We start from the raw sequence: 8,950 nt of genomic DNA, 5'->3' as shown, positions 1-8,950 counted from the left end.
GCCTTCGAGGGGGTGCGGGCACAGGTGCTGGGACAGGCCCGCGACCTGGACAAGCTGCGGGCCGAAGTCAGCGACATGCGCGCCAAGATGCGCGACAACCTCGGCACCCGGGCGACCCAGGCCGGGCTTGGGCCCAACGCCTTCGACAGCGGGGTTGCCTTCGATATCAAGCAGGATGCCGGTGGTATCGTCGATATTGAATTTATGGTGCAATACGCGGCCCTGGCCTGGTCCCACACGCACCCGGCACTGCTGCGCTACACCGACAACATCCGCATTCTCGAAGGGCTGGAGGAGGTCGGGCTGATGCCGGCCAGCGATGCAATTTTGTTGCGTGAAGTGTACAAGGCCTTCCGCTCCGCCGCGCACCGCCAGGCCTTGCAGAAGCAGGCCGGGGTGATCGACGCCGGGCAGTTCGTCGACGAGCGCCGGCAGGTACGGCGCATCTGGGGCGAGCTGGGGTTGACCTGAACGCGGGCTGAACAGCCACCAGGCGATACGGCGCAATGAAGCGGCGGCGACCACGTCCTACACTGAGTGGCGTACACTGTTCGCACCACGCCTGATTATAAAGAGGGGAGGCCAGGCTGTTGGAAAACAGGCTGTAGCCTCCCTGATCGTTTCTGGATAAAGCATGAGAATTTTGATCATTGGGCCCAGTTGGGTGGGCGACATGGTAATGGCGCAGACGCTGTTCCATGTGCTGAAGCAGCGTCACCCCGCGTGCGTGATCGATGTGCTGGCACCCGAATGGAGCCGCCCGATCCTCGAGCGCATGCCCCAAGTGCGCCAGGCCTTGAGCTTCCCGCTCGGCCACGGCGCGCTGGAACTGGCCACGCGCCGGCGCATCGGCAAGTCGCTGGCCGGTCAGTACGACCAGGCGATCCTGCTGCCCAATTCGCTCAAGTCCGCGCTGGTGCCGTTCTTTGCCGGTATCGCGCAGCGCACCGGCTGGCGTGGCGAGCTGCGCTACGGCCTGCTCAACGATGTGCGCACCCTCGACAAGGCGCGCTACCCGCTGATGATCGAGCGCTTCATGGCCCTGGGCTACCCCGCCGGTGCCGAGCTGCCCAAACCCTACCCGCGCCCCAGCCTGCAGATCGAGACCGCCAGCCGCGATGCGGCGCTGGCCAAGTTCGGCCTGAGCCTGGACCGCCCGGTGCTGGCGCTGTGCCCCGGCGCCGAGTTCGGCGAGGCCAAGCGCTGGCCCTCGGAGCATTACGCCAAGGTCGCGGAAATCAAGATTCGCGAAGGCTGGCAGGTGTGGCTGTTCGGCTCCAAAAACGACCATGCGGTGGGTGAATCGATCCGCGAGTGGCTGATCCCGGGCCTGCGTGAAGAGTCGGTGAACCTCAGCGGCGAGACCTCGCTCGCCGAGGCGATCGACCTGCTGTCGTGCAGCGATGCGGTGGTGTCCAACGATTCGGGGCTGATGCACGTGGCTGCAGCGCTCAATCGCCCGCTGGTGGCGGTGTACGGGTCGACCTCGCCGGGCTTCACCCCACCGTTGGCCGACCAGGTCGAGGTGGTGCGCCTGGGGCTGGAATGCAGCCCGTGCTTCGACCGCACCTGCCGCTTCGGCCACTACAATTGCCTGCGTCTGCTGGAACCGGAGGCGGTGGCCTCGGCGTTGCAGCGGCTCAACGGTCCGTCGCTGGTCGACGTCACGGTCGAGGTCGATTAAGTTGCGGGTACTGCTGATCAAGACCTCCTCGTTGGGGGATGTCATCCACGCGCTGCCGGCACTGACCGACGCGGCGCACGCCATTCCCGGCATCCGCTTCGACTGGGTGGTCGAGGAAGGCTTCGCCGAAATCCCCACCTGGCACCCTGCGGTCGATCACGTGATCCCGGTGGCCATCCGTCGCTGGCGCAAGAACCTCTGGCAAACCTTGAAGAACGGCGAATGGCGCCAGTTCAAGAAGCGCCTGCGCGAGCGCAAGTACGACCTGGTTATCGACGCCCAGGGCCTGGTGAAAAGCGCCTGGCTGACCCGCTACGTCAAGGCGCCGGTGGCCGGGCTGGACCGCTACTCGGCACGCGAGGGGCTGGCCAGCCGCTTCTACGACCGGCGCCTGTCGGTGGCCCGCGGGCAGCATGCGGTGGAGCGGGTGCGCCAGCTGTTCGCCCTGGCGCTGGGCTACGACCTGCCCTCGGGGCTGGGTGACTACGGCTTGGATCGCTCGCGCCTGGAAGAGATACCCACCAAGCCCTACGTGGTGTTCCTGCATGGCACCACCTGGGACACCAAGCACTGGCCCGAACTGTACTGGCGCCAGTTGGCCGAACGCCTGGGCCGTGCCGGCCTGCATATCTGCCTGCCATGGGGCAACCCGGCCGAAAAGGCCCGCGCCGAGCGCATCGCCCAGGGCCTGAAGAACGCCCAGGTGCTGCCCAGGCTGAACCTGGCCGGGGTCGCCCGGGTGCTGGCTGCCGCCAAGGCCTGCGTGGCCGTCGACACCGGCCTTGGGCACCTGGCGGCGGCACTCGATGTGCCTACCCTGTCGCTGTTCGGCCCTACCAACCCGGGCCTGACCGGGGCCTACGGCAAGGCCCAGGTGCACCTGGGCAGTGACTTCCCCTGCGCCCCGTGCCTGCAGAAGAAGTGCACCTACAAGCCGAGCGCCGACGACCGGCGCCGGTTCGATCTCAAACGCGAGTGGCCGCTGTGCTTCACTCGCCTGAACCCCGAGCGTGTGGCGAGCCAGTTGAGCGCGTTGCTGCGGGCAGAGGATGTGCGTTGATGCAACTGGCCTTTGTGCTCTACAAGTATTTCCCCTTCGGCGGCCTGCAGCGTGACTTCATGCGCATCGCCCTGGAGTGCCAGCGCCGTGGCCACCAGATCCGGGTGTATACCCTGATCTGGGAGGGCGACGTGCCCGAGGGCTTCGAAGTGCTGGTGGCGCCGGTCAAGGCGCTGTTCAACCATCGGCGCAACGAGAAGCTCACCGACTGGATGCAGGCCGACCTGGCCAGGCGCCCGGTCGACCGCCTGATCGGCTTCAACAAGATGCCGGGGCTGGACGTGTACTACGCCGCCGACGGCTGCTTCGAGGACAAGGCGCAGAACCTGCGCCATTCGCTGTACCGCCGCTGGGGCCGCTACCGCCACTTTGCCGAGTACGAGCGTGCGGTGTTCGGCAAGGAAGCCAAGACCCAGATCCTGATGATCTCCGAGGTCCAGCAGCCGCTGTTCGTCAAGCACTACGACACCCCCGCCGAGCGCTTCCACCTGCTGCCTCCGGGCATCAGCCAGGACCGCCGGGCGCCGGCCAATGCCGCCGAGATCCGCGCCGAGTTTCGCCGCGAGTTCAACCTGGCGGACGACGAGCGCCTGCTGGTGCAGATCGGCTCGGGCTTCAAGACCAAGGGCGTGGACCGCAGCCTCAAGGCGCTGGCCGCCTTGCCCAACAGCCTGCGCAAGCGCACCCGGCTGATGGTCATCGGCCAGGACGACCCCAAGGTGTTCCAGCTGCAGAGCGCGACCCTGGGGCTGACCGAGCAGGTGCAGTTCCTCAAGGGCCGCAGCGATATCCCGCGCTTTCTGCTCGGGGCCGACGCACTGATCCACCCGGCCTACAACGAGAACACCGGCACCGTGCTGCTCGAAGCCGTGGTGGCTGGGTTGCCGGTACTGGTTTCGGCAGTGTGCGGCTATGCCCATTACATCGCTGAGGCCGATGCCGGCCTGGTGCTCGACGAGCCGTTCGAGCAGGAGCAACTCAACCGCTACCTGCAACGTATGCTCGAAGACGATGCGGCGCGTGCCGACTGGGGCCGCAACGGCCTGGCATTCGCCGACACCGCCGACCTGTACAGCATGCCGCAGCATGCGGCCGACGTGATCCTGGCGCAGGAGCGCGCATGAAACTGATACTGGCTGAACCCTTCAAGCGCCTGTGGGCCGGGCGCGATGCCTTCGACGCCGTCGAGGCCCTGCAAGGCGAGGTGTACCGCGAGCTGGAAGGCCGGCGCACGCTGCGCACCGAGGTCGAGGGCAACGGTTATTTCGTCAAGATCCACCGCGGCATCGGCTGGGGCGAGATCTTCAAGAACCTGTTCACCGCCAAGCTGCCGGTGCTCGGTGCCGGCCAGGAATGGCAGGCCATCCAGCGCCTGCACCAAGTCGGGGTGCCGACCATGACCGCGGTGGCCTACGGCGAACGCGGCAGCAACCCGGCGACCCAGCATTCGTTCATCGTCACCGAGGAGCTGGCGCCCACCGTCAGCCTCGAGGACTTCAGCCTCGACTGGGTCAGGACGCCGCCGGCGCCGCGTCTCAAGCGTGCGCTGATCGCCGAGGTGGCGCGCATGACCGGCATGATGCACCGCGCCGGGGTCAACCACCGCGACTGCTACATCTGCCACTTTCTGCTGCACACCGACCGCCCGGTAACCCCGGAAGACTTCAGGCTGTCGGTGATCGACCTGCACCGGGCCCAGACCCGCGCCAGCATTTCCCGACGCTGGCGCGACAAGGACCTGGCCGCGCTGTACTTCTCGGCGCTGGACATCGGCCTGACCCGACGCGACAAGCTGCGCTTTCTGCGCGGCTACTTCCAGCAGCCGCTGCGCCAGATCCTGGCCGAGCACGCCACCTTGCTGCGCTGGCTGGAGGGCAAGGCAAACAAGCTCTACGAGCGTAAACAACGGTATGGGGACGCGCTCTGATGGCGGGTTGGACACTGGAGCCGGCCTACGCGGCCCTGGCACAGGATTTCGGCAGCATCGACGCGGTGTTCGCGCTCAAGGGCGAACGCCTCACCCACGACCCGCTCAGCGAAGTGATTCGCGTGGAGCGCGGCGGGGTGAACTACTACGTCAAGCGCTACACCGGCGCCGGCAAGGGCCTGCGCCGCTACCTGGGGCGCCCGCGGATCAAGGCCGAGTGGCAGAACCTCAAGCAGTTCGCCAAGTGGGACATCCCCACCGCCGAGGTGGTGGCCTGCGGCCTGGAACGGCGAGGCTTCGCCTTCCACCGGGGCGCCATGATCACCCGCGAGCTGCCGCGCACCGAGGACCTCTCGGCGCTGGCCAAGCGCAACGACCCGCGCCTGGCAGATGCCGGCTGGGTCGACCATGTCAGCCGACAGCTGGCCCGCCATACGCGGGTGATGCACGACCATCACTTCACCCACAACGACCTCAAGTGGCGCAACCTGCTGGTCGATGACAAGGGCATGCTGTTCTTCATCGACTGCCCGACCGGTGCGTTCTGGGTCGGCTTCATGCTGCGCTATCGCATCACCAAGGACCTCGCCTGCCTGGACAAGGTGGCCAAGTATCACCTGTCGGCCACCCAGCGCCTGCGGTTCTACCTGCAATATCGCCGTCGCGATCGCCTGAACGCGTCGGACAAGCGCCGCGTGCGGCACGTCGTGACGTTTTTCGAGGGGCGCGAATGAGTGATTTCCTGGCCAGTGCCGAAGCTGAACTGCTTGAACGCCACGGCCTGAACAGCTTCGAGGCGCTGTGGGCGCTGCAGCTGGACGCCGTGGACGAGCCCAACACCGGGCGCGGCGGCTGGAGCCGCGTGTACCGCCTGGAGCTGGAGGGCAAGGGGTTCTACCTCAAGCGTCAGAGCGACTACCTCACGCGCACCCTGCACAGCCCCTTCGGCGAGCCGACCTTCGCCCGCGAGTTTCGCAACATCAAACGCTACCAGAAGCTGCAGATCCCGGCCTTGCAGGCGGTGTTCTACGCCGAGCGCCGGGTCGACGGCGAGCGCCGCGCGATCCTGATGACCCGTGCGCTGGATGACTGGAGCGATCTTGACCACCTGCTCGGGCAGTGGCCGCAACTGGCCCTGGAGCAACGCCAGGGCATCCTGCGCGCCTGTGGCGAACTGGCCCGCACGGTGCACGCGGCGGGGCAGGTGCATGGTTGCTTCTACCCCAAGCACATCTTTTTGCGCGAGCGCAGCGAAGGCTGGCAGGCGCAGTTGATCGACCTGGAGAAAACCCGGCCGCTGCTGCTGGGCCAGCGTGATCGCCTCAAGGACCTGGAGCCGCTGCTGCGTCGTGCCGGCGCATGGAGCGAGAGCGATGTACGGCTGATGCTGGCCGCCTACCTGGAGCAACCGGCCGACAGTACGCTGGTGGATACCTGGCTGCAGCGCCTGCTGCATCGCCGTCGTGAAAAAGAGGCCCGCTGATGCGTTTGTCTGAACTCAAGGACGCCGGGCGCAGCCCGCAACTGCCATTGAGCATTGCCCTGGCCGACGCCGCCGGGCCGGCCGAGCTGCAACTGCTCAGCCTGCTGCGGGTGCTGCCGGGGCAGCGGTATGTCGGTGCCGGGATCTGGCGTGGCAAGCCGGTGCTGGCCAAGCTGCTGGTGGGCAGCAGCGCCGCCCGCCACTTCCAGCGCGAACTGGACGGTGCGCGCCTGCTGGCCAGCCAGGGGCTGACCACGCCGTTGCTGCTGGCCGACGGCCTGCGTGAAGGCGAGGGCGGCTGGCTGCTGTTCGAATTTCTTGAGCACGCCCACAGCCTGGCGGATGCCTGGGCGGCGGTCGAGGGCCTGCCGGTGCTTGCCGATGCCCAGCAGGAAGTGCTGGGCGAAGCCCTGCGCGCCGTGGCGCAGATGCATGCCAAGGGCCTGTGGCAGGCCGACCTGCACCTGGACAACCTGCTGCGCCATGGCGGGGAGCTGTACCTGATCGATGGCGCGGGGGTGAAGGCCGAAACCCCGGGCCAGCCGCTGTCGCGTCAGCAGGTGCTGCAGAACCTGGGGGTATTCTTTGCGCAGTTGCCCAAGCGCCTGGAGCCCTTCGTCGAGGAACTGCTGGTGCACTACGTGCTGGTCAACGGCGAGCATGCGCTGCCGCTGGAAGCCTTGCAGAAGCAGATCGACAAGGTGCGCAGCTGGCGTCTGAAGGACTACCTGGACAAGGCTGGTCGCGAGTGCACGCTGTTCAGCGTGCAGCGCGGGGCCTCGGGCCTGCGCGCGATCCGTCGATCGGAGGTGGCGGCCATGCTGCCGGTGCTGGAGCAGGCCGACGCGCTGATCGACCAGGGCCACCTGTACAAGACTGGCGGCGCGGCGAGCGTGGCACGGGTCGAGGCGGGCGGTCGCAGCCTGGTGCTCAAGCGCTACAACATCAAGAACACCGCCCACTGGTTCAAGCGCTTCTGGCGCCCCAGCCGGGCCTGGCATTCGTGGATCGAAGGGCATCGCCTGGAGTTCCTCGGCATCGCCACGCCCAGGCCGCTGGCGGTGCTGGAGCAGCGCGTGCTGGGGCTGCGCAGCCGTGCGTACCTGGTGACCGAGTACGCCGACGGGCCGGACCTGATCGAGAGCTTTGCGCCCTACGTCGACAGCGCCGAGGTGCCAGAGGAGCAGCTGCAAGCGCTGCAGACCCTGTTGCAGCAGCTGATGGGCGAACGCATCAGCCACGGCGACCTGAAGGGCCACAACCTGTTCTGGCAGGACGGTCAATGGTCGCTGATCGACCTTGATGCGATGTGCCAGCACGCCACCCAGCTCAGTTTCGCCAAGGCCTTCGCCCGTGACCGGGCGCGGTTGTTGCGCAACTGGCCGGCGGACAGTGCGTTGCACCAGCGGCTGGATGAGTGCCTGCCGAAACTGGCTGACTGACCTGCGCCTTCGCCGACAAGGCCGGCTCCTGTAGACGACGTGAAACCTTGCAGGCGCCGGCCTTGCCGGCCAAGACTATCGCGCGGCCGGCCAAAAACCTCGCAGGCTGTACCCCACCGGCAGGGCCAGCCCCACCCACGCCAGCACATCCCACGGGCCATCCCCCAGTAGCGCCGCGAACAGCCCCACTGCGCCCAGCAGGGCAATCAGGCCCGGCATGCCGAACACCTTCCAGAACCTCGATTCACGCTTCATCACGTCGCCTGCGCACCCACCACAAATACACGCCGCTGCCGAGCACGATGATCGTCAGCACATCCAGCAGCGCCCATAGAATCTGCATCGGCCGGCCGCCGTAGTCGCCAAAGTGCAGCGGCTGCGACAGGCCCATCGCGTCCATGTACCACGGCCGCTCGCCAATCGCCGTCACCTGCAGGGTGCTGGCATCGATCAGTACCGGGGTCAGCAGGTGAGCGGTCAGGTGGGTGCTGCCCTTCATGAACACCGCATAGTGGTGCTCGCTGGAAAAGCGCGTGCCGGGGAAGGCGATGAAGTCCGGCTGCATGCCCGGCGCCGCCTCGGCGGCAATGTCCAGCAGACGGCTGGCCGGGGCCAGTGCGGTCAGCGGCGGTGCATCGCGGTACGGTGCGATCATCGCGCTGAGGCTGTCGTTGCGCCAGGCGGCGATGACCAGGTCGGACAGCGCGCTGATCACCCCGGTCACGCCCACCACCAGCGCCCAGGTCAGGGTCACGATGCCGATCAGGTTGTGCAGGTCGAGCCAGCGTAGGCGCCGCGATTTGTCGTGGCGTACCGTGGCGAACTTCAGCCTGCGCATGAATGGCGCGTACAGCACCACCCCGGAGATGATCGCCACCACGAACAACAGGCCCATGAAGGCCAGCAGCAGCTTCCCCGGCAAGCCGGCGAACATGTCCACATGCAGGCGCAGCATGGTCAGCATGAAGCCGCCGTTGGCCGAGGGCATCTCCACCACCTCGCCAGTACGCCCGTCGAGCATGAAGGTGTGCGACGAGTTGGGCTCGGTACCGGCGGTGGCGGCCATGATCGCGATCACGCCGTTGCTGTCGTCCTCGTCCCAGCCGAAGTACTGCATCACCTCGCCCGGGCGATGGGCCTGGGCCTTGAGCACCAGGGCCTGCAGGTCGAGTCTGGGTGTGTCGGCCGGCATTACCTTGAGCTCGGGCGCATCGCCCAGCAGGTGGTCGATCTCGTGGTGGAAGATCAGCGGCAGCCCGGTCAGTGCCAGCAACAGCAGAAACAGCGTGCACACCAGGCTGCTCCAGGTATGCACCCACGACCAGCGACGTATGGTTTGGCTCTTCATCGTTGG

General features: G+C 67.0%; 10 protein-coding genes. 8 read left to right on the top strand and 2 right to left on the bottom strand.

The genetic code is table 11. The features are described 5' to 3' along the window. The 8 genes from JZZ72_RS10870 to JZZ72_RS10835 form a co-directional block, all read left to right on the top strand. Positions 1 to 471: [protein-PII] uridylyltransferase family protein (locus JZZ72_RS10870; RefSeq protein ID WP_456291241.1), on the top strand; the 471-nt coding region annotated here is incomplete at its 5' end. A gap of 163 nt (positions 472 to 634) precedes the next feature. Next, positions 635 to 1,684 (top strand): lipopolysaccharide heptosyltransferase II, encoded by a 1,050-nt coding sequence (gene waaF, locus JZZ72_RS10865; RefSeq protein ID WP_088514277.1) that lies wholly within the window; start codon positions 635 to 637, stop codon positions 1,682 to 1,684. Between the two features lies 1 nt (position 1,685). After that, positions 1,686 to 2,744, top strand: a complete 1,059-nt coding sequence (gene waaC, locus JZZ72_RS10860; protein ID WP_054915991.1) for a lipopolysaccharide heptosyltransferase I — start codon at positions 1,686 to 1,688, stop codon at positions 2,742 to 2,744. After that, positions 2,744 to 3,868, top strand: a complete 1,125-nt coding sequence (locus tag JZZ72_RS10855; RefSeq protein ID WP_210014451.1) for a glycosyltransferase family 4 protein — start codon at positions 2,744 to 2,746, stop codon at positions 3,866 to 3,868. Before waaC ends, JZZ72_RS10855 begins: the two co-directional genes overlap by 1 nt. Beyond that, positions 3,865 to 4,671: a lipopolysaccharide core heptose(I) kinase RfaP gene (gene rfaP / locus JZZ72_RS10850; protein WP_116052355.1), complete on the top strand. Its 807-nt coding sequence runs from the start codon at positions 3,865 to 3,867 to the stop codon at positions 4,669 to 4,671. The genes JZZ72_RS10855 and rfaP overlap by 4 nt, the downstream gene beginning before the upstream one ends. Next, a complete protein-coding gene (locus JZZ72_RS10845; RefSeq protein ID WP_043863661.1) occupies positions 4,671 to 5,405 on the top strand; it encodes a lipopolysaccharide kinase InaA family protein in 735 nt (244 codons plus the stop codon). The genes rfaP and JZZ72_RS10845 overlap by 1 nt, the downstream gene beginning before the upstream one ends. Beyond that, positions 5,402 to 6,154, top strand: a complete 753-nt coding sequence (locus tag JZZ72_RS10840; RefSeq protein ID WP_210014450.1) for a lipopolysaccharide kinase InaA family protein — start codon at positions 5,402 to 5,404, stop codon at positions 6,152 to 6,154. Before JZZ72_RS10845 ends, JZZ72_RS10840 begins: the two co-directional genes overlap by 4 nt. Beyond that, a complete protein-coding gene (locus JZZ72_RS10835) occupies positions 6,154 to 7,596 on the top strand; it encodes a lipopolysaccharide kinase InaA family protein (RefSeq protein ID WP_043863663.1) in 1,443 nt (480 codons plus the stop codon). The genes JZZ72_RS10840 and JZZ72_RS10835 overlap by 1 nt, the downstream gene beginning before the upstream one ends. Positions 7,597 to 7,671: 75 nt before the next feature. Here JZZ72_RS10835 and JZZ72_RS10830 read toward each other — a convergent pair whose 3' ends face one another. Together JZZ72_RS10830 and JZZ72_RS10825 are read right to left on the bottom strand one after the other, a co-directional pair. Beyond that, complete coding sequence (locus JZZ72_RS10830) at positions 7,672 to 7,851, bottom strand: hypothetical protein (protein WP_043863664.1); 180 nt, start codon at positions 7,849 to 7,851, stop codon at positions 7,672 to 7,674. After that, positions 7,841 to 8,944 carry a PepSY-associated TM helix domain-containing protein gene (locus tag JZZ72_RS10825; RefSeq protein ID WP_054915987.1) on the bottom strand — a complete coding sequence of 368 codons (1,104 nt, stop codon included), beginning with the start codon at positions 8,942 to 8,944 and terminating at the stop codon, positions 7,841 to 7,843. The genes JZZ72_RS10830 and JZZ72_RS10825 overlap by 11 nt, the downstream gene beginning before the upstream one ends. Positions 8,945 to 8,950 lie beyond the last annotated feature (6 nt).

It is taken from the genome of Pseudomonas palmensis (genome assembly GCF_017848315.1).
Lineage (GTDB): Bacteria > Pseudomonadota > Gammaproteobacteria > Pseudomonadales > Pseudomonadaceae > Aquipseudomonas > Aquipseudomonas palmensis.
Note: the sequence above shows the minus strand (reverse complement) of the source record. Positions and strands in the feature narration are given on the sequence as shown.

Coding starts and splice junctions, on each gene's coding strand:
- waaF (WP_088514277.1), top strand. CDS start 635: ATGAGAATTTTGATCATTGGGCCCAGTTGGGTGGGCGACATGGTAATG.
- JZZ72_RS10855 (WP_210014451.1), top strand. CDS start 2,744: ATGCAACTGGCCTTTGTGCTCTACAAGTATTTCCCCTTCGGCGGCCTG.
- rfaP (WP_116052355.1), top strand. CDS start 3,865: ATGAAACTGATACTGGCTGAACCCTTCAAGCGCCTGTGGGCCGGGCGC.
- JZZ72_RS10845 (WP_043863661.1), top strand. CDS start 4,671: ATGGCGGGTTGGACACTGGAGCCGGCCTACGCGGCCCTGGCACAGGAT.
- JZZ72_RS10840 (WP_210014450.1), top strand. CDS start 5,402: ATGAGTGATTTCCTGGCCAGTGCCGAAGCTGAACTGCTTGAACGCCAC.
- JZZ72_RS10835 (WP_043863663.1), top strand. CDS start 6,154: ATGCGTTTGTCTGAACTCAAGGACGCCGGGCGCAGCCCGCAACTGCCA.
- JZZ72_RS10830 (WP_043863664.1), bottom strand. CDS start 7,851: ATGAAGCGTGAATCGAGGTTCTGGAAGGTGTTCGGCATGCCGGGCCTG.
- JZZ72_RS10825 (WP_054915987.1), bottom strand. CDS start 8,944: ATGAAGAGCCAAACCATACGTCGCTGGTCGTGGGTGCATACCTGGAGC.